This is a genomic window from Phytobacter sp. V91 (assembly GCF_965644225.1).
Taxonomy (GTDB): Bacteria; Pseudomonadota; Gammaproteobacteria; order Enterobacterales; family Enterobacteriaceae; genus CBFFRJ01.
Window position 1 is genome coordinate 1 of the sequence record NZ_CBFFRJ010000031.1, and the last position, 19,062, is coordinate 19,062.

General features: G+C 55.2%; 13 protein-coding genes and 3 tRNA genes. 6 read left to right on the forward strand and 10 right to left on the reverse strand.

Features of this window, described 5'->3' with window-relative positions; genetic code table 11:
- Positions 1-355: 355 nt before the first annotated feature.
- The 4 genes from rlmM to ACSZO4_RS08530 all read right to left on the reverse strand — a co-directional run bounded on the left by rlmM (position 356) and on the right by ACSZO4_RS08530 (position 3,378).
- Complete coding sequence (gene rlmM / locus ACSZO4_RS08515) at positions 356-1,456, reverse strand: 23S rRNA (cytidine(2498)-2'-O)-methyltransferase RlmM (RefSeq protein WP_437888454.1); 1,101 nt, start codon at positions 1,454-1,456, stop codon at positions 356-358.
- Positions 1,449-1,844 carry a DUF423 domain-containing protein gene (locus ACSZO4_RS08520; RefSeq protein ID WP_437888455.1) on the reverse strand — a complete coding sequence of 132 codons (396 nt, stop codon included), beginning with the start codon at positions 1,842-1,844 and terminating at the stop codon, positions 1,449-1,451. Before ACSZO4_RS08520 ends, rlmM begins: the two co-directional genes overlap by 8 nt.
- 37 nt (positions 1,845-1,881) lie before the next feature.
- Positions 1,882-2,796 (reverse strand): glycine cleavage system transcriptional regulator GcvA, encoded by a 915-nt coding sequence (gene gcvA / locus ACSZO4_RS08525; protein WP_437888456.1) that lies wholly within the window; start codon positions 2,794-2,796, stop codon positions 1,882-1,884.
- Between the two features lie 351 nt (positions 2,797-3,147).
- Entirely contained in the window at positions 3,148-3,378 is a 231-nt protein-coding gene (locus tag ACSZO4_RS08530; RefSeq protein ID WP_437888457.1) for a YgdI/YgdR family lipoprotein, read from the reverse strand.
- A gap of 192 nt (positions 3,379-3,570) precedes the next feature.
- Between ACSZO4_RS08530 and csdA the strand changes: the two genes are divergently transcribed.
- Both csdA and csdE read left to right on the forward strand, forming a co-directional pair.
- A complete protein-coding gene (gene csdA, locus ACSZO4_RS08535) occupies positions 3,571-4,779 on the forward strand; it encodes a cysteine desulfurase CsdA (protein ID WP_437888488.1) in 1,209 nt (402 codons plus the stop codon).
- Complete coding sequence (csdE, locus tag ACSZO4_RS08540) at positions 4,779-5,228, forward strand: cysteine desulfurase sulfur acceptor subunit CsdE (protein ID WP_437888458.1); 450 nt, start codon at positions 4,779-4,781, stop codon at positions 5,226-5,228. The genes csdA and csdE overlap by 1 nt, the downstream gene beginning before the upstream one ends.
- On the opposite strand, the gene tcdA is transcribed toward csdE, so the two are convergent.
- Entirely contained in the window at positions 5,219-6,025 is an 807-nt protein-coding gene (gene tcdA, locus ACSZO4_RS08545; RefSeq protein WP_437888459.1) for a tRNA cyclic N6-threonylcarbamoyladenosine(37) synthase TcdA, read from the reverse strand. The genes csdE and tcdA overlap by 10 nt on opposite strands.
- 81 nt (positions 6,026-6,106) lie before the next feature.
- A complete protein-coding gene (gene mltA / locus ACSZO4_RS08550) occupies positions 6,107-7,204 on the reverse strand; it encodes a murein transglycosylase A (protein ID WP_437888460.1) in 1,098 nt (365 codons plus the stop codon).
- 205 nt (positions 7,205-7,409) lie between these two features.
- Here mltA and ACSZO4_RS08555 point away from each other — a divergent pair.
- The 3 genes from ACSZO4_RS08555 (at position 7,410) to ACSZO4_RS08565 (ending at position 7,729) form a co-directional block, all read left to right on the forward strand.
- Positions 7,410-7,486 (forward strand) — tRNA-Met (locus ACSZO4_RS08555).
- A gap of 45 nt (positions 7,487-7,531) precedes the next feature.
- A tRNA-Met gene (locus ACSZO4_RS08560) sits at positions 7,532-7,608 on the forward strand.
- Positions 7,609-7,652: 44 nt separating this feature from the next.
- Positions 7,653-7,729 (forward strand) — tRNA-Met (locus ACSZO4_RS08565).
- A 177-nt stretch (positions 7,730-7,906) separates the two neighbouring features.
- On the opposite strand, the gene amiC is transcribed toward ACSZO4_RS08565, so the two are convergent.
- Positions 7,907-9,160: an N-acetylmuramoyl-L-alanine amidase AmiC gene (gene amiC / locus ACSZO4_RS08570; RefSeq protein WP_437888461.1), complete on the reverse strand. Its 1,254-nt coding sequence runs from the start codon at positions 9,158-9,160 to the stop codon at positions 7,907-7,909.
- 232 nt (positions 9,161-9,392) lie between these two features.
- Between amiC and argA the strand changes: the two genes are divergently transcribed.
- Positions 9,393-10,724 carry an amino-acid N-acetyltransferase gene (argA, locus tag ACSZO4_RS08575; protein WP_437888462.1) on the forward strand — a complete coding sequence of 444 codons (1,332 nt, stop codon included), beginning with the start codon at positions 9,393-9,395 and terminating at the stop codon, positions 10,722-10,724.
- Between the two features lie 30 nt (positions 10,725-10,754).
- On the opposite strand, the gene recD is transcribed toward argA, so the two are convergent.
- Genes recD through ptrA form a run of 3 tightly spaced genes read right to left on the reverse strand, consistent with a single transcriptional unit; the run spans position 10,755 to position 19,020 of the window.
- Positions 10,755-12,590, reverse strand: a complete 1,836-nt coding sequence (gene recD, locus ACSZO4_RS08580) for an exodeoxyribonuclease V subunit alpha (RefSeq protein WP_437888463.1) — start codon at positions 12,588-12,590, stop codon at positions 10,755-10,757.
- A complete protein-coding gene (gene recB / locus ACSZO4_RS08585) occupies positions 12,587-16,132 on the reverse strand; it encodes an exodeoxyribonuclease V subunit beta (protein ID WP_437888464.1) in 3,546 nt (1,181 codons plus the stop codon). The genes recD and recB overlap by 4 nt, the downstream gene beginning before the upstream one ends.
- Positions 16,129-19,020, reverse strand: a complete 2,892-nt coding sequence (ptrA, locus tag ACSZO4_RS08590) for a pitrilysin (protein ID WP_437888465.1) — start codon at positions 19,018-19,020, stop codon at positions 16,129-16,131. Before ptrA ends, recB begins: the two co-directional genes overlap by 4 nt.
- Between the last annotated feature and the right edge of the window lie 42 nt (positions 19,021-19,062).

Consider the following 19,062-nt stretch of genomic DNA (forward strand, 5'->3'; position numbering starts at 1 on the left):
CGGGCATCGTGAAAAATCTATGGCAAAGAAAGCCTTATGTTCTCATAACTGACGATTAAATCGCACCTTCCTTAGCCGCAGTAATATTATTCTTTTATCTATCATCAGTCTTTTATCCATGACTTAACTATTAAATCGCATCCTGCGAGTTGATAAACAAAAATGGAGAAAATATGAATTTACATTACCTCCATAATACTGCGAAGTAAATACGACGTTGTTCTCTAATTATCGAAAATAAAAATATATTTATTGGTGGCGTGAATTATTAAAGGGGGATAGATATATTCTAATTTAGAGGAAAGCAGATACCCTGGCCGGTGAACAGGCAAGCCAGAGTATCAGGAGAGAGGGGTTAGCGCTCGTCGCGACGACCACCGACCGCCGCCCACCAGCGGCGCACATGCACCGTCACTTCTTCACGATCGTGATAAAGCTGACGGGCCTGTATCTCAACATTAATGCCATTTTCTTCAAGCTGCTGCTGAAGATGAGCCAGGTTCTGCTGCACCTCTTCATAGCGCTTTTTCATCGGCAACTTAAGGTTGAAAATGGTTTCGCGGCACCAGCCGTTGAGCAGCCACTGGGTCATCAAGGCTGCCACTTTGGCCGGTTTCTCCACCATGTCGCAAACCATCCAGGTGATGTTATTGCGCGTAGGGCGATAGCGGAAACCATCTTCACGCAGCCAGGTCACCTGCCCGGTATCCATCAGACTTTGCGCAATCGGGCCGTTATCCACCGAGGCGACCCACATATTGCGTTTCACCAGTTGGTAGGTCCAGCCGCCAGGGCAGGCGCCAAGATCCACCGCATGCATGCCATTTGCCAGGCGCTCATCCCACTCATCAGCAGGAATAAAGACGTGGAAAGCCTCTTCGAGCTTCAGAGTCGAACGACTTGGCGCGTCAGAAGGGAACTTAAGACGCGGAATGCCCATATAGAACGGCGAGTTGTTATAGGAGTAAGAATACCCGGTATAACAACAACCTGGCGCAATAAAGAACACGTGCACAACAGGGCGTTTACTGGAGTCGCTACGCGCCAGCACACCCGCTTCACGCAGCGCGCTGCGCAGCGGCACGGTGAATTTACGGCAGAACTTCATCAGCTCTTTGCTTTCGTTGGTATCTGCCACTTCAACGCGCAGATCGCCGCCCTTCTCCACCACGCCCTGCAACATGCCCACGATCGGCGTGATGCGATCTTCCGGAGGCAAATGTTGTAACAGCTCACCGACCACAAACATCTGGCGAGCGAAGATCAGCGAACTGAACGGCAGTTCACGCGCCAGTTTGTCCGCATCATCAGGTTGATAACACTCGAAAATGACATAGCCGGAATGTTCTTTTACCCGCGCAAAGCCGAAGACTTCACGACGACCCGCTTTATCGGTAATTTCTGCGGCGCACTCTTTCTCAAAACCAGGGCGACACAACAAAACCACTTTATTCATGAACAACGCCCTTACGTTTCAGACGGATAGCACCAATAAACATCAACACCCAGCCAGCGAGGAAACAGACACCGCCGACGGGAGTTACAAACGCCCACAGGCGTAAATGCGAGAGCGCAAGGCAATACAGGCTGCCGCTAAACAGCACCGTGCCCAACGCAAGGAAAACACTGCTCCAGTAAAACCAGATACTGATGCGACGTTGCATCGCCACCGCCAGCCCGAAGATGGCGAGGGTATGGAACGCCTGATAATTCAGGCCGGTCTGGATCCAGCCCATTTCAACAACACCTAAAGACTTACTTAAAACATGTGCGCCAAAGGCTCCCAGCGCGACATAAACAAAGCCACTCACTGCGGCAAAAATCAGCATGAAACGGCTGGTCATGGTTGTACCTTAAGGTCATGCGCGTACTGCGCTGCAATTATTGTTCGTAACGGAAACGGAACTTTTCCTGTTCATTTGCCGCTTTTGTCAGTATCCACTGGCGAAAGGCGGCTATTTTACCCAGTTCTGCCTGACTGTCATGACAAACCAGATAAAATGCATTCTTACTGACCAGAACATCATTAAACGGGCAGACCAGACGACCTGCCTCAATTTCCGACTGGGCCATAACATTATTGGCCAGCGCAATACCCTGTCCGTGGATTGCCGCCTGCAGCACCATCGAGCTGTGGCTGAAGATCGGTCCCTGTTGCACGTTTAGATTAAGACCTAATTGCCGCGTATAAGTTTGCCAGTCGCGACGAGATGCATCATGCAGCAGGGTATGATTCGCCAGATCCGCAGGCGTTTTCAGGGGCTTATCCCCGGTTAATAATAACGGCGAGCAGACTGGCAGCAGATATTCTGCGTATAATTTTTCAACACGCAAGCCCGGCCAGTTGCCACGGCCATAAAAAATGGCCACGTCCACATCATCCGCCAGTTTATCTTCCTGCCGGTCCACCGCCTGGATTCGGACGTCGATTCCCGGATAAGCTGAGTTAAAGCTGGAGAGCCTGGGCACCATCCACTGAATGGCAAAACTGGGCAATAATGAGACCGTCAACGCCCCCTTGGCACTGCGCGCCTGGAGTTTACGCGTCGCGTCGGTGAGCTGGGAAAATATCTCTTTAATATCCTGAAAATAGCTCTGCCCTTCCTCCGTTAACAGTAAGGAACGGTTACGGCGGCGGAACAGTTTTAGCCCCAGGAAATCCTCGAGAGACTTGATTTGATGGCTTACTGCGGCCTGCGTCACAAAAAGTTCATCGGCGGCGCGCGTAAAACTTAAATGGCGGGCAGCGGCATCAAAAACACGTAATGCATTGAGTGGTGGCAATCGCTTGGACATGGTTATCAGGCTTAGATGTTAAGGCGTTTTAACAAACAGGAAACAAGGGTTAACCTATTAGTTTTTTTTATCTGAGCCATTATAAATTGTCCGTTGAGCTTCTACCAGCAAATACCTATAGTGGCGGCACTTCCTGAGCCGGAACGAGAAGCTTTTGTTGGAATGCGTGTTCTGATGAGCTTTTGGCTTACGGTTGTGATGTTGTGTTGTTGTGTTTGCAATTGGTCTGACATTTCAGACTACGGTAGCGAAGCTACCCCTTTTTCACTTCCTGTACATTTACCCTGTCTGTCCATAGTGATTAATGTAGCACCGCAAGATTGCGGTGCTTTTTTTTGCCTGAAAACAGCGTTATTTCTTCTCGAGCGCGACCATCTCTTTGATATCAGTACGATTAATCTGCTGCTCATGACCGTTGGCATCTTTGTACGAAATCATGCCGGTCTGATCATCCGTTTTCGGCTTACCTTCAGAGATAATGGTCCGGCCATCATTAGTGTGCATGGCGTAGTTCGGCCCCGAACAGGCGCTCAGTGTAAAAGTGAGCATACAGGCAGATATAATTGCAGCGGCCTTTTTCATATTCTTCTCCTCATAGCAATTAATGCTTCATAAAGCTCATTTAGAAACAGGCATAGATAAATACCCAACACTATTTAGCATAACCTGCTTACAAACCGCTGCCGGGACAAACAGACAATTCCGATGGAGAGCAACCTTCTTGCCGCGGCGCTAAATTTGCGCGACGATCGCGCTATTGACGAGAGGAATGCAATGAACAACGCTTTCAGCCCGGCGCAATTTCGCGCCCAGTTTCCTGCACTTGCAGACGCCGGTATTTACCTGGACAGCGCAGCGACTGCGTTAAAACCGCAGGCGGTCATTGACGCGACGCAGAGGTTTTACAGCCTGAGCGCCGGGAATGTGCATCGCAGCCAGTTTGCGCAAGCGCAAAAACTTACCGCCCGCTACGAATCGGCCCGCGACCAGGTTGCCACCCTGATTAACGCGTCTGACGGCAAAAATATCGTCTGGACCCGTGGCACAACCGAAGCCATTAATATGGTCGCCCAGAGCTGGGCGCGCCCGCGCCTGCATCCAGGCGATGAAATCATCGTCAGCGAAGCGGAACATCATGCCAATCTGGTTCCCTGGCTGATGGTGGCAGAGCAAACCGGAGCGCGTGTAGTAAAGCTGCCGCTGGGGGCAGATGCCCTGCCGGACCTCGATAAACTGACGACCCTTATCACCCCTCGTAGCCGTATTCTCGCGATCGGCCAGATGTCGAATGTGACGGGCGGCTGCCCGGATCTGGCGCGGGCGATTACTCTGGCGCATAACGCGGGGATGGTGGTGATGGTGGATGGCGCACAGGGTGTGGTGCACTTTCCGGCGGACGTCCAGCGCCTTGATATCGATTTCTACGCCTTCTCTGGCCACAAACTGTATGGTCCGACCGGCATTGGCGCGCTGTATGGCAAAAGCGCCTTGCTGGAGGAGATGTCCCCGTGGCTCGGCGGCGGCAAAATGATTACCGAAGTCAGTTTCGAAGGTTTTCAGACACAGCCAGCGCCCTGGAAACTGGAAGCAGGCACGCCCAATGTCGCCGGAGTTATTGGTCTGAGTGCCGCGCTGGAGTGGTTGCAGGAGATCGATATTGCCAAGGCAGAGAGCTACAGCCGGGGGCTGGCGACACTGGCAGAAGAGGCGCTGGCGAAACGTCCGGGCTTCCGCTCTTTCCGGGTTCAGGACTCCAGTCTGCTGGCCTTTGATTTTGCCGGTGTCCACCATAGCGATATGGTCACGTTACTGGCCGGTTATGGCATCGCCCTGCGCGCCGGGCAACATTGCGCCCAGCCGCTGCTCGCCGCTCTGGGCGTAAAAGGCACCCTACGGGCCTCCTTTGCGCCTTATAATACTCAGCATGATGTGGACGCGCTGGTTGCTGCCGTTGACCGCGCCTTAGACCTTCTGGTGGATTGATGAATAACACTTTTGCGGCCGGACATCCGTTCGGTCACACCCTGAATGAAGAGCGCCTGCGCCAGATCTTTACGCCGCTAAAGCTGTGGGAAGACAAGTACCGCCAGCTTATTTTGCTGGGCAAGCAGCTACCGCCGCTTGCCGATAGCCTGAAAGCGCAGGCGCAGGAAATTGCAGGCTGTGAAAACAGGGTCTGGCTGGGCCATCAACTGGGGGATGACGGCAGACTCCATTTCTTTGGCGACAGCGAAGGGCGTATTGTTCGCGGCATGCTGGCGGTACTACTGACCGCCATTGAGGGTAAACGAGCAGAAGATCTTCTGCTTACTGACCCGCTCGCACTCTTTGATGAACTGGGGCTACGCGCGCAATTGAGCGCTTCGCGTAATCAGGGGCTGGCGGCACTGAGCGCCGCCGTACAGGAAGCCGCTCGCCAGACTCAGGCCTGACGCGCCGCTTTCGCCATCATTTTCTTTAGCGCATGGGAGACGGCCACAAAACCAAAGGTGGCGGTCACCATGGTTGCGGCGCCAAATCCGGAAGCGCAATCCATCCGTTTTGGCCCTTCCGCCGTGCTTTTCATCGCGCAGACTGAGCCGTCTGCCTGCGGGTAAACCAGAGCTTCGGTGGAAAAAACGCAGTCCACGCCGAGTTTGCCTTTACTGCTTTTCACCACACCAAAATCACTTTTCAGGCGTTCGCGCAGTTTTGCCGCCAGCGGATCCTGAATGGTTTTCGCCAGATCGGCTACCTGGATTTGGGTCGGATCGATCTGCCCGCCAGCGCCCCCGGTGGTCACCAGCGGAATTTTATACCGGCGGCAGTAAGCAATCAGCGCCGCTTTGGGCCGCACGCTGTCTATAGCGTCAATCACATAGCTAAAGCCTTTATTCAGTAGCTCAGCGACGTTTTCCCCGGTCAGAAAATCGTCGATCACGGTAACCTGACACTCCGGGTTAATCTGCTGAATACGCTGGGCCATCACTTCTGCTTTTGCCAGGCCAACGTTATCACGCAGGGCATGGATCTGACGGTTAGTGTTGGTCACGCATACATCATCCATATCAATCAATGTGATCGCGCCAATCCCCGTCCGTGCCAGCGCTTCGGCGACCCAGGAGCCGACACCGCCGATCCCCACCACGCAGATATGTGCGCCAGCAAACAATTGCAGGGCATTTTCACCGTACAAACGTGCCGTACCGCCGAAACGCTGGCGCCAGGCGTCACTGATGACCACAGACATAAAACCTCAGAATGCATTTGAAAAATAAGACGGGAAAATGCTCTCCCGCAGCAGCGGGAGAGCGGATGGAGTGTATCACAATCAGCCGTTGAACACGCCGCCGGTACCCGGTGCCGTTTTCAGCACCCATACACGGCCATAATGGTTATACCATCCGGCACGGTGCCCGGCATCGGGGCCGATGCCCTGATAGATGTCAAAGTGCTGGCCTTTAATCGCCCCACCGACATCCAGCGCCACCATCAGACGCAGCTCGTATTGCCCGGTGAATTTACCGTTCACATCCAGCAGCGGAACTTCGGCCAGCAGCGTCGTGCCCGCCGGGATAATGCTGCGATCGGAGGCCACCGAGGCGCGACCGATCAGCGGTACCGCACTGGCCCCCTTCACTGGCGCATAAGACTGCGGCTTAAAGAAGACGAAAGACTCGTTTTGTTCCAGCAGCTCACGCACTTCCGCCTCGCTGTGCTTTTCGCCCCATGCACGAATCGCCTGCATCGACATATCTTCTTTCTTCACTTCGCCACGGTCGATAAGTACCTTGCCGACAGGATAGTAAGACCAGCCGTTTTTCCCGGCATAGCTAAAGAAGTTCAGCGGCGAGCCATCGCCAAAGTCGATATAGCCGCTGCCCTGTACATCCATAATAAAGTTGTCCATCAGCGAGTTGCTGTATGCCAGGACATAACTTTCGCTAAGCGCGCCGGCATAGATGCTGGCGCGGGAGGGCAGTTTCCCACGCTTCGGCGGCATACGGTAAATGGGGTACTGGAATTCTCCCTGTCGAGTATGACGAGCCTGCACAACCGGTGTGTAGTAGCCGGTAAACTGGACGTTACCGTAGTTATCGGCGCCTTCCATTTGCCAGGCGTCAATACCGAACTGGCGCATATTGCGGGTATCGCCGCCTGAACGCAGCCAGTTCTGGACAGCGTTATAGACAGCACTCTGACCGGAATACAAACGTGGAGAGGCGCTGCGGATTTGACTCACTTGCTCAGAGAAATCGCCTGCGTTGATAGGAGCCCCAACGGCTTCAGGCTGGTTTACCAGAGAGAAAGGCTGGTCAAACTTGCCATCTTTATACTGTTGACCGCGATCGGTCGGTTTTGAAACACAGGCGGCAAGCAGTGTCACCATTGCGCCTGTTAGCAGATATTTTGCCCAACGTCCTTTCATTGTCTCTCATCTTCTGGTTAATCCGGAGCCTGATGAAGATAACAAACCGCCCCCGGTAATGAAATGCGCTTGCGCAACCCGCGGCATGGCTGGTACAAAAAACGCCCTCATCGTACTGTTTTTATACAATCAGGCTGCTAATATGCTAAACCGTTAAAAAAGGGTTGCATCAGAACGTTAGCGGAGTATAGTGCGCATCCACGGACGCGGGGTGGAGCAGCCTGGTAGCTCGTCGGGCTCATAACCCGAAGGTCGTCGGTTCAAATCCGGCCCCCGCAACCAATTAAAATCAGAAGTAAATTTACTCGATGGAAGAGTAAATCCGGACGCGGGGTGGAGCAGCCTGGTAGCTCGTCGGGCTCATAACCCGAAGGTCGTCAGTTCAAATCTGGCCCCCGCAACCAATTACAATCTGATGCAAATTTACTCGATGAAGAGTAAAGACGGACGCGGGGTGGAGCAGCCTGGTAGCTCGTCGGGCTCATAACCCGAAGGTCGTCGGTTCAAATCCGGCCCCCGCAACCAACACAATAAACACCTTAACGGGTGTTTTTTTGTTTTTATTCTTCAGCATTCACGCCGTGCCATTGTTGGCTGCCTTCATTCACCCCAGTCACGTACTTATATACGCTCCCGGGGATTCATTCCGTTGCCGGCCTCGGCACAACCTGAATGATTCGAATAAAACATTCTGATAAAAAATTACCCTCTTCTCGCAAGCGTAGCCCCATCGGCGAAGTACGCCTTAATCCCGGCCAGAATCGACTCCGCAATCTGCTGCTGGAATTTTGCCGTTTTGAGTTTGCGCTCTTCCTCAACGTTACTGATAAACGCGGTTTCCACGAGGATCGACGGGATATCAGGCGCTTTCAGCACCGCAAACCCGGCCTGCTCAACCTGATTTTTATGCAGGTTATTCACGTTGCCCAGCCGATTGAGCACGGCTTTACCGAACTTCAGACTGTCGTTGATGGTCAGCGACTGCACCATATCAAACATCGTATGATCCAGATAACGGTCGCCGCTTTTACTCACGCCGCCGATTAAATCCGATGCGTTTTGTGATTCGGCCAGCAGCTTCGCCGCCGTACTGGTGGCGCCTTTGGTCGACAGCGCAAACACCGAAGATCCGCTGGGTTGTCGGCTGCTGAAAGCATCCGCATGAATAGAGACAAACAGGTCGGCACGCTGCTTCTGCGCCTTGGCAACGCGCACTTTCAGCGGAATGAAGACATCTTCATTACGCGTCATATACGCCTTCATATTGGACTCTTTTTCGATAAGGGCCCGCAGGCGACGGGCAATTTGCAGCACCACGTCTTTCTCGCGGGTCCGGTATTTACCGATAGCGCCGGGATCTTCACCGCCGTGTCCGGGATCAAGCATGATAACAATCGGACGGTCACGCCCGGCTTTCCCCGGCTGCGGCCCGCTTTGCGCTGGCGGAACCGGCTTGTCCAGATCCCCCTGGTTATACTCTTCGAGTAACGCCAGCAGCGGATCCTGCATATCTTTCGCATTGGCCGGGTAGAGATCCATCACCAGACGCTCTTTAAACCCCGCCACCGGGGCCAGTGCAAACAGCTGCGGTTTAATGTCCTGCTTGAGCTCAAACACCATGCGCACAGTCTGGGGATCAAACTGCCCCACGCGGGCCGATTTAATGAAAGGATCGTCACCCCGGATCTGCGCCCCCATACCTTTAAGCACGGAGTTAAGATTGACGCCTTCAAGATCGACCACCAGCCGGTCAGGATTACTCAACGAGAACTGGCGATATTTAATGACCCGGTTAGACTCAACCGTTACACGGGTATAGGTAGACGCAGGCCAGACGCGCACGGCGACCACCTGACTGACGGCGGCAAGGCCAACCAGGCTCACGCTTAATAACCACATTGCCCCCGCACCCTGTAATAATCTGCGGCGGCTTAGCGCTTTTTGACTTCCCGACATGCCTCTCCCGATCCAAAGCAAAAAAGATGAATAACTGATTATTCGTAAGAATTGACTGAAAACTTTAACGAATGACGCATAAGCTGTCATCTATAAAACGGTAAAGGTCGTGGAGCCTTGCCAGCAAAAGGTAACACCATTATTAACTGATGATGCATTTTTGGCTTGCACATCTGGCCACAAAAGAATAAAAATACACTTTTTACGAATAATCATGCAGTGAGGATTGGCCGTGGTAAAGGAACGTAGAACCGAACTGGTGCAGGGATTTCGCCACTCTGTCCCCTATATTAATACCCATCGGGGCAAAACCTTTGTCATTATGCTCGGCGGTGAAGCCATTGAGCATGAAAACTTTTCCAGTATCGTCAATGACATCGGGCTGCTGCACAGTCTGGGGATCCGGCTGGTTGTGGTCTACGGCGCACGCCCGCAGATCGATGCCAACCTTGCGGCCCACCACCATGAACCTATCTACCATAAGCATATCCGCGTGACCGACGCAAAAACCCTGGACCTGGTTAAACAGGCGGCGGGTTTACTGCAACTGGATATCACCGCCCGGCTGTCAATGAGCCTTAACAACACGCCATTGCAGGGTGCTCATATCAACGTGGTCAGCGGTAACTTTATTATTGCCCAGCCGCTGGGTGTCGATGATGGCGTCGACTACTGCCATAGCGGACGTATTCGTCGTATTGACGAAGAGGCCATCCACCGCCAGTTAGACAGCGGTGCGATCGTGCTGATAGGGCCGGTTGCGGTCTCCGTCACCGGGGAAAGTTTTAACCTCACCTCGGAAGAGATTGCCACCCAACTGGCCATCAAGCTCAAAGCCGACAAAATGATCGGCTTCTGCTCATCGCAGGGGGTCTACAACGAAGAGGGGCACATCGTCTCCGAGCTCTTCCCTAACGAAGCCCAGGCCCGGGTCGAGGCGCTGGAAGAGGAAGGCGATTACCATTCAGGTACCGTGCGTTTTCTGCGCGGCGCCATGAAAGCCTGCCGCAGTGGCGTCCGTCGCAGCCACTTAATTAGCTACCAGGAAGATGGCGCCCTGTTGCAGGAGTTGTTCTCCCGCGACGGTATCGGAACGCAGATCGTGATGGAGAGCGCCGAGCAGATCCGTCGGGCCACCATCAACGATATCGGCGGTATCCTGGAGCTAATCCGCCCGCTGGAACAGCAGGGCATCCTGGTCCGTCGCTCACGCGAACAGCTGGAGATGGAAATCGATAAGTTTACCGTCGTCCAGCGGGATAACCTGACTATTGCCTGCGCTGCGCTCTATCCGTTCCCGGAAGAAAAAATCGGGGAGATGGCCTGCGTCGCGGTTCATCCTGATTACCGCAGTTCATCGCGCGGGGAGGTGCTACTGGAGCGTATTGCCGCCCAGGCGAAACAGATGGGGCTGAGCAAGCTGTTTGTTCTCACTACCCGCAGTATTCACTGGTTCCAGGAGCGCGGCTTTACCCCCGTGGACATCGACTCGCTGCCGGAAAGCAAAAAAGAGATGTACAACTACCAGCGCCGCTCGAAGGTCTTAATGGCCGACTTAAGCTGACAAACAGCCCCGGAAACACCCGGGGCTGCTTTATTCTTCAGACTGAAAAAGGGCATCCAGCCCGCTTCGCCGCTCGGTACGGGTGGCGATAGCCTGCAACAGTACCCGCTCATCGGCATACAACGAAAGACGCTGTTTAGCACGCGTGATGGCCGTGTAGACCAGCTCTCTTGTAACGACGGGCACTATCTGGGCAGGCAGAATTAATGCCGCGTGGTCAAACTCCGACCCTTGGGATTTATGTACCGTCATCGCCCAGGCCGTATCATGTTCCGGCAACCGGCTTGGCTGGACGGATTTCAGGCTGCCATCAGGCAGCGGGAACCAGACCCGGATCCCCTCGCTTCCTTCCAGAGCAATGCCAATATCACCATTAAAGAGTCCCAGCGATGAGTCGTTGCGGGCGATCATCACCGGGCGTCCATGATACCAGCGGGCGTTTAACGGGCGATGGATACGCCGCTGGCGGATAAGCGCCAGCTCAAGGCGCTCATTGAGGCCGCTGACGCCAAATGGCCCTTCCCGCAAGGCACACAACAGCTGGTACTCGCCAAACGCGGAAATCACCTCCTGCGGCTGGGCGTGCTGTTGCAGCAGCGACAGGAAGTGCGCATAACCCGACAGCGCATCATCAATCATCGTCTGGTAGTCATCGGCGGAGAGTAAGGGTTTACTCTCGATATCGCTAAATCCCTGACGGAAGACGGCGCGGGTGCCTGCTTTATCCCCCCGGTTAACCGCTGCGGCCAGTTGGCCGATTCCGGAATCACTGCCAAATCGATAGCTTTGCTGCAGCAGACACAGGCTGTCACGCAGGTTGCTGGCCGACGTTCCGCCGCCTGCCGGAACCGAAAACCCGGTGAGGCGCGACAACTGCGCGGCACGTGGTGCGGTAAAACCCGCATTGACCCACGCACAGATATCCCCCAGCACCGCTCCAGCTTCCACCGAAGCAAGCTGGTCGCGATCGCCAAGGAAAATCACCCGGGCATGGGCAGGCAGGGCGTCAATCAGTCGCGACATCATCGGCAGGTCAATCATCGATGCCTCATCCACCACCAGCACGTCCAGATGCAGCGGATTACCGGCATGGTGACGTAAGCGCTGACTGCCCTGCACTGCGCCCAACAAGCGGTGCAGCGTACTGGCCTCATCAGGCAGCGTCGCCTTTTGCGCCTGCGTCAGAGGAAGCTGGCGCAACGCTTTACCCAGGGATTCGGTCAGCCTCGCAGCCGCTTTACCGGTAGGTGCGGCAAGGCTGATTCGACAACGCTCGCCTTCCGCCATCTGCACCAGCGCCGCCAGCAGTTTCGCCACCGTGGTGGTTTTGCCCGTTCCCGGGCCGCCGGAAATCACTGAGATACGCCGGGTGAGCGCCACCGCAGCGGCCACTTTTTGCCAGTTGATCTCTTCACTCGCCGGGAAAAGGTCATCAAGCGCCAGCCTGAGGCGCTTTTCATCCACCGCTATCGGCTGATTGATCCGGGCAAAAAAGTCAGCCACCCGTTGTTCGTTACACCACATCCGGTTGAGATAGAGCCGGTCTTTGGCGAGGATCATCGGCGTTGCCGCGGCCCCTTCACTCACCGCTTTCGAGGTCAGTAAGGGTTCGCGCCAGTTCGCCGGGCTTCCCGCCTGTTCAAAGATGGCCTGCATTAACGCCGATTGTTTAGCAGAGGAGGTTTGCAGGCTTAAGTTTTCCAGCGGCAGGCAGACGTGGCCCTCTCCGACATCACGACTCAACAGCGCCGCCGCCAGCATCACCGCGGGTTCATCATCGCCAGCGACAGTAAAGGCAAACTGCACATCCAGCGGGCGCAACAGTTTTTGCTCCACCGCCTCCTGCATGAGCGCACGTAAGGTCATGACATCACCTCCGTTTTTCCACCGGCAAACAAAGCATCCATCTCCTGTATCAGCGCCATATCAGGGCGGGTGGCATAAACGCCCTGCCCTGGATGACCCGGCTCAACGCCGCGCAGGAAGAGATAAATCACGCCGCCGAAATGGCGTTCGTAGTCATAATCGGCTATGCGATGGCCCAGGTAACGATGCAGCGCCAGGGTATAGAGCTGATATTGCAGATCATAACGGTGGGACTGCATGGCCCCGGCCATCGCCTCACGGGTATAGGCCTCGCCCGATTCCCCCAGCCAGTTGGATTTATAATCCAGCAGGTAATAGCGCCCGTTATGGCGATACACCAGATCGATAAAGCCTTTCAGCATGCCGCGCACGTCACGGAAATCAAGCGGCGGGCAACCTGCAGAAAGCGGGTCGTAGCGGCGGATCAGCGCATCAAGATTTTCTGCCCGCAGGTGCTGCCCGATGGGAATATAGAACTCCATCTCGACCTGCTTATCTTTCGCGCTGAGCTGGCAAAGCGAGGCGCCCGTATCACCAAGAGGAGCCTGCAATACCGATGCAATCCAGTCGCTTATCACCGGCTGCCAGTGGGGATCAAAACCCCCTGTCTGCAGTTTTTCACTGACCCACGACGCTGCGACTGGCTGGGTAAAATCGAGATCTTCAAACAGGCTGTGCAAAAAGGTGCCAGGTGACGCGCCGCGCGGGAACTGATGAGGCGTTAATCCAGGTTCGGTCTTATGCTCTGCCTCCCCGGACGCATCCACATCCAGACGCGGCAATAAATCCTGCGCAATACTGTGCGAGCGCTGCTGTAACCCGGAGTAACTGGTCACCCGCCAGTCATCGGCAATCACACGCTGCACCTGGCGGGCGCTCAGCGCTGGTGAGCCATCTTGTGGCATCACCCAGGGAGCGTTATCTGCGCATGATGGCGTCTGCAGGACAATGTCATCGTTACACAGTGCCTTCAGACAGGCCCGAAGACCAGCGGCATCCTTCGGCTCACCGCGCTGAAGAAGACGACCTAATGCACTAAGGTGAAAATCGCTGTCGCCGGTTTTTTCGCCGCGACGACGGAACAGCGGGGCTATCCCGAGGCTACAGTGCCACACCGAACGGGTTAAGGCGACGTACAGCAGGCGCAGGTCTTCCGCCAGTCGCTCCGTTTCAGCCAGCGCGATACTCTCATCAGCCGCGCTCAGGTCGAGCACCGAGGCAAAGGTATCGCGGTCATGGTAAAAAGCCTGATCCTGTACGCGGAAATTGGCAATAAACGGCAGCCAGACCAGCGGGTATTCAAGCCCTTTCGATTTATGGATGGTGACGATTTTGACCAGATGTTTGTCGCTTTCCAGACGCAACTGTTCGCTGGAAGCGTTAGTGTCCGGCTCGGCAATTCTCTGGGTCAGCCAGCGAACCAGCGCATGCTCGCTTTCCTGCTGGGTACCCGCCTCCTGCAACAGTTCACTGAGATGTAAAATGTCGGTCAAGCGACGCTCGCCGCCGGGGGTGGCCAGCAGGTTTTCCGCAATATGCCGCGCGCCCATCAGCGCATGCAGCATCGGCATTACGCCGCGCTTTTGCCACAGGCTGCGCCAGCCGGTGAACTCCTCAACAACCTTATCCCATGCAGCTTCATCATTATTGAGCGTTTCGATATCCAGTGCACTGAGCCCCAGCATCGAGGTCGCCAGCGCACTGCGCAGGGTGCTTTCCCTCTCGGGCGCCAGCACCGCCTGCAGCAGCCACTGCATTTCCTGGGCTTCCAGGGTTTCAAAAACACTGGCGCGGTTGGAAAGGTAGACCGAAGGAATGTTCAGCGCGCCCAGCGCATCACGGACAAGTGAGGCTTCATGACGGCTGCGGACCAGCACCGTGATGTCGGATGCTTTAACGGGTCTGGACTTCTCCCCGGCATAAAGCAGCGCATCACCCGCCTGCCCGGCTATCAGCCAGTCACGAATTTGTATCGCACACTGCCCGGCCATGGTTGACTGATAGTCCGCAACCCCCACCCCGTCGCCTTCCATCAGCCAGAAGGACATTGCGGGCTGGTTGCTCCCGTTGACCACAAAACGGTGTAACTGGTTTTTGGCGGCGGAGTTTACCGGCTGGAAGGGAATTTGCCGGAACATAAAGGCGTCATCAGTCTGACGAAAAATCTGGTTAACGCTTGCCACCATCCCCGGAGCGGAACGCCAGTTGGTATCCAGCGTATAGCGGGCAGTGACTTCATCACGCGCCTTCATATAGGTGAAGATATCCGCGCCGCGAAAGGCATAAATCGCCTGTTTCGGATCGCCGATCAGCAGCAGCGCGCTGTCCGGCTGGTGATGCCAGATCCGCCGGAAGATGCGATATTGCTGGGGATCGGTATCCTGAAATTCATCGATCATCGCCACCGGAAAACGGCTACGAATAGCGGTTGCCAGTGCCTCGCCATTGGCGCTTTGCAGCGCAAAATCCAGCCGACTGAGCATATCGTCAAAGCCCAGCTCGCCGCGACGCCGTTTTTCGTGGGCGACCGCCTCGCGAATTTCGCGCATCGCGCGGGTTAGCATCAGGTCTTTCAGGGTCAGCGGAGCCGCAAGCAGGTTCTCAATGGCGTCGAAGAGAGGATGTTCCGGTGCTGCGGTTCCCGGTTTCGTCCGTTCGTGCAGGAAGGACTGGGCAAATTTTTCCAGCGGCTCAGGCAGCTGATAACTGACCGTCTCTTCTTCGGCCCAGGCGCTGATTTTCGCAATCCATCGCGCCTGGTTCGCGCGGTTGAATTTCTGCCGCATGATGCCGGAGCCTTCAATCAGCGGCTCCAGCTCAGCAACCGACGCCAGCCAGAACTGCTTAACGCTGTTGATTTGTTCGAGGATTTTCTGATGACGACTCTGCAGCGTTTCGTCTTCCGGCGGCGCGGATTTAATCTGCGGCTCTTCACCCTGTAAATAGCGGTCGATGGCTTTCAGCAGATCCTGCGGCCCTTTCCAGGACTCATGCACCACCTGAGCCAGATCGCGCGGCAACGGATAGCAGTGGCGACGCCAGAAATCCGCGCAGGCCTGATAGCGCAGCAGCGATTCGTCTTCAATGAGCTGCTGCTCGAACAGCATGCCAGATTCAAAAGCGTTCAGGCTGAGCATCCGCTGGCAGAAACCGTGGATGGTGAATACTGCCGCTTCATCCATCTGCCGTTCGGCAAGCATCAGCCACCGTGCCGCCTGCGGTTTATCCGCAATCTCATCAAGCAGGCGGGCATAGAGGGGGTCGTCGGAGGTTTCACGTAAGCAGGCGATCCGCAGGTCATGAATATTACTGCGGATACGACCACGCAATTCTGCGGTGGCGGCCTCGGTAAAGGTCACCACCAGCACATCCTCAACGCTCAGTGGCCCCGGCCGGGCAGACTCTCCGCCCAGTCCGAGTAACAGCCGCAAATAGAGTGCGGCTATGGTGAAGGTTTTACCGGTGCCCGCAGAGGCTTCAATCAGGCGCTCGCCGGTAAGGGGCAAGCGCAGGGGATCAAGGGACTCAGCGGTTTCACTCATTTTTCTCGCTCATCAGGGACCAAAGGTAAGGACTGCTGCAACGCACTGACGCTTTCCCACACTTTCCAGCCTTCAGGGTGGACATATTCCACTTTCCCACTCTGGCTGCCGGAAATCTGCGACAGAATAGCCATACCCTGCGGCTCTACCACGGCTTGATGGAAGAAATCGGCAAGTTTTTGCGGCGTCTGCAGTTTTATCTGAGCCACCACTTTATCACGTGAATCAAAGCGCATATTGCCGCGATCGAAATCTTTGCTCAGTTTGGATGCTTCTTCGCCCAACGTTTGCGGAGCCTGCTCAATTTGCGCGATAACCCCTTGCTGAACCTGAGCGAACTCTTCCGGTTTCAGCGCCCGCAGCTTCGCTTCCGCCGTCGGGAAGAAGGCTTTGTAGCGCTCCCACAGATACGCAGGCTGCTTGCTGTTACTTTGCAGCAGGAAGCCCATGCCCCACTGGCGTCCAACGCTTATCGGGAAGGCAAACACCGCATAGCCCAGTTGCTCTTCGGTACGCAGCTGGTTATAGAACCACGGCTGGACAATCTGCCCCAGCATGGCGCTGTAAGCTGAACTGGTGAACTCATCAAAACCTTTTGGCACAAAGACCGCGGCCAGCGCAGAGTCCGTGCTGTTACCGGCTTTTTCAAAAATCACCGACTGCGCTTTATCAACCAGCACGTCTTTGTTACGGCACCATTCACTGCCTTGCGCACCCAGCGTCTTCTGTACGCTATGGGCCAGATCTTTCGCCTGCTGCTCACTTAAATTACCCACCACCAGAAACTCAGGGCGGGCATGGGTTTTGAGGGCCTCACGGTACGCCAGAATGTCATTAAGGGTAACCGAAGGCAGCAGCGCACGGCGCTCTTCACGCTGGAAGTAAGGCACCTGCGACAGCATCTGCACCGGCATAATCGCCTGATCAAAGGCTTTGCCTTTATCCGCAGAGTCCATCATCTGGGCATACCAGGACTTCGCTTGTTCAAGCTGTTCGGCGGTCGGCGTGTAGCTGAAATAGCCATCAAGCAACGCCAGGAACAGCTGTGGCAGCCGTTGAGTATAGCCACTGGCATTGAGCATCAACCCGTTGTTGGCATTGGTGGAGAAACTGATCCCGCCGACCGCCGCCTGATTACTCAACTGATCAAGGGCAATACCGGCCAGATAGTCATTAAGGGCAAACATCACCTGATTTTTTGCGCTGTCCATTGCCTGCGGATTGCGCAGCACCACGCTGACATCCGCTCTGGGTTCGTTAGCAAAATAGCTGCTTGGGGTATAAACCACGCGCAAATTCGGCTCATCAACAATCAGTTCCGGGTGTTGGTAAGTTTTTTCAGGCTTGATAAGCGTGAAGTCATCCGGAATATAGGGGTTCAGCTGTGGCGTTTGCAGCGCAATGGTGCTCGCCTGCTTTTGCCACTGGGCAAAGGTCGTCGCCGGGATCTTATCCACCTGGTACGGCGCTTCGACAAAATATGCCGTCTTGTTATGCGGCTCGTTCGGGCTGATATACCAGATGCGCGCGTTCTCCGGCGTCATCTCATCGAGACGCGCCTGTACGGCTTTGGCGTCATACCGATCGGCAATGTTGACCGAGTCCAGCGTATGGGCAACGGGGACACGGATCATGGTGTCTGCCAGCCATTCCACATAGCTCATATCACGGGTGATAGAGGGATAACGGAAGTCCAGATCGAGGATATGCGCCAGCTCATCGAAGTAACGTTTATCGACGCCTTTCTCACGCAGCAGATTGAGGTAACTGAAGATGGCCGCAACGACCGTATCACGGTTCGCCAGCCCTTTGTCCGTCAGGGTAACGGAGATGGCCAGCACACCGCTGTTGCCATTCACCACCGGATCCGAGTCGCCACGGATCCCTTCCGCCAGCCCCTGTTTTTGCAGCCAGTCAGAGAGCGTGCCAGGGCTACGGTTACCAACAAGATAGGTGATCAGCTCATCGGTTTTGCTGCGGAACTGCGCGGTGTTGTTATCAATACGGAATTCCACGCGCAACACTTTGCGCGGTACCGCCGGAACATAATGGATGATCACCCCTTTTTGGGCATCCGTCACCACCGGCACGTCAATTACCGGGCGCTCAATATTTTTATTGGGAACCCGGCCCCAGGTCTCAGCGGCAATTTTTGCCAGCTCCGGCAACGGACGATTACTGTAAATCACCGCTTTCATCAGATTGGCTGAGTAGAATTTGTCACGAAACGCCAGCAGCGCCTCATGTACCGGGCTACCAGGCTTATCACTGAGGGTTTCGAGGTTGCCGCCGGAGAATTTCGACCCAGGATGCGCCGGGTTGATGGTCTCTGCGCTGACCTGCGCCATGCGCATACCGTCACGGGTTCGCGCCATGGTCAGTTCAGCATTAACGGCATTACGTTCACGGTCTGCGTATTTCTTCAGCAGCAGCGGTTCAGCTATCGCATCGGCCAGCCTGTCCACCGCCCCTTCGAGGGCATTGTTTTCCACTTCAAGGTAAAAGGCAGTGCGGTACGGAGCGGTACTGGCATTATGGCTGCCGCCATGAAGTTTCAGGAACTCGGCAAGGCTGTCGGGGGAAGGATATTTCTTCGAGCCCATCAGGGTCATGTGCTCAAGATAGTGAGCAAGACCGGGATGGGAGTCGGGATCCTGCAGAGAGCCTACCGGCACGACCATCGCACAGAGGGATTTCACCGCCTGCGGATCGGAGACCAGCAGCACAACCATGCCGTTATCCAGGCGGACGGCCTGATACTGCCGCGTATCTTTATCGCTTTTGCGGATGGTTTCCTGAACAGGTTGCCAACCATTGTCTGCCTGACCGTATGACGCCCAGAGGGCAAAAAACAATACAAACGCTTTTAACCAGGTGCTGCGGGGCATTCACGAACCTCATCATTAACTAGCCCATTGATTTTCATCATT

Coding starts and splice junctions, on each gene's coding strand:
- recB (WP_437888464.1), bottom strand. CDS start 16,132: ATGAGTGAAACCGCTGAGTCCCTTGATCCCCTGCGCTTGCCCCTTACC.
- ptrA (WP_437888465.1), bottom strand. CDS start 19,020: ATGCCCCGCAGCACCTGGTTAAAAGCGTTTGTATTGTTTTTTGCCCTC.
- csdE (WP_437888458.1), top strand. CDS start 4,779: ATGAATAACACTTTTGCGGCCGGACATCCGTTCGGTCACACCCTGAAT.
- ACSZO4_RS08520 (WP_437888455.1), bottom strand. CDS start 1,844: ATGACCAGCCGTTTCATGCTGATTTTTGCCGCAGTGAGTGGCTTTGTT.
- mltA (WP_437888460.1), bottom strand. CDS start 7,204: ATGAAAGGACGTTGGGCAAAATATCTGCTAACAGGCGCAATGGTGACA.
- gcvA (WP_437888456.1), bottom strand. CDS start 2,796: ATGTCCAAGCGATTGCCACCACTCAATGCATTACGTGTTTTTGATGCC.
- amiC (WP_437888461.1), bottom strand. CDS start 9,160: ATGTCGGGAAGTCAAAAAGCGCTAAGCCGCCGCAGATTATTACAGGGT.
- rlmM (WP_437888454.1), bottom strand. CDS start 1,456: ATGAATAAAGTGGTTTTGTTGTGTCGCCCTGGTTTTGAGAAAGAGTGC.
- ACSZO4_RS08530 (WP_437888457.1), bottom strand. CDS start 3,378: ATGAAAAAGGCCGCTGCAATTATATCTGCCTGTATGCTCACTTTTACA.
- tcdA (WP_437888459.1), bottom strand. CDS start 6,025: ATGTCTGTGGTCATCAGTGACGCCTGGCGCCAGCGTTTCGGCGGTACG.
- recD (WP_437888463.1), bottom strand. CDS start 12,590: ATGACCTTACGTGCGCTCATGCAGGAGGCGGTGGAGCAAAAACTGTTG.
- csdA (WP_437888488.1), top strand. CDS start 3,571: ATGAACAACGCTTTCAGCCCGGCGCAATTTCGCGCCCAGTTTCCTGCA.